1 protein-coding gene is annotated in these 598 nt (G+C 66.7%); it reads right to left on the bottom strand.

The annotated features are described in order from the left end of the window. On the bottom strand, positions 1-598 hold a 598-nt coding region (locus NKJ13_RS31550), incomplete at both ends, for an ATPase, T2SS/T4P/T4SS family (RefSeq protein WP_352779587.1).

Raw genomic sequence — 598 nt, forward strand, 5'->3', positions numbered from 1 at the left:
GCTTCCGCGCCCCTGACTTCGCCCACGATGATGCGGTCGGGTCTGAGCCGCAGGGTCGAGCGCACGAGATCGGCGAGCGTGACCGACCCCCGCCTCGTCCTCAAGGCAACGCAATCCTTCGCCGCGCATTGCAGTTCGCGCGTGTCCTCGATCAGGATCACCCGCTCGTCGCAATCGGCGGCTTGTGCCAGCAGCGCATTGGCAAGTGTTGTCTTGCCCGACGACGTGCCGCCGGCGACCAGGATGTTGCGCCGCTCGCGGACCGCCTTCTTCAGCGCATCGGCCTGCAGCGGCAGCATGACCCGGTCGGCGACATAGTCGGCCAACGTGTAGAGTTTCGCCGCAGGCTTTCGGATGGCGAAGCATGGCCCCAGCACGACAGGCGGCAGCAGACCCTCGAAGCGCTCGCCCGATGGCAATTCGGCGCTGACAATCGGATTGTCCGCATGCGCCTCGGCGCGCACGTGGGAGGCGACCAGGCGGATGATGCGTTCGGCCTCAGAAGGATGCATGTGCACGCCGGTGTCGACCCGGCCTTCACCCAACCGGTCGAGCCGCAGCGCACCGTCGGGATTGACCATCACCTCAATGACGGTCG

Origin of the sequence: Mesorhizobium sp. M0174 (assembly GCF_040322275.1) — a bacterium.
Lineage (GTDB): Bacteria > Pseudomonadota > Alphaproteobacteria > Rhizobiales > Rhizobiaceae > Mesorhizobium.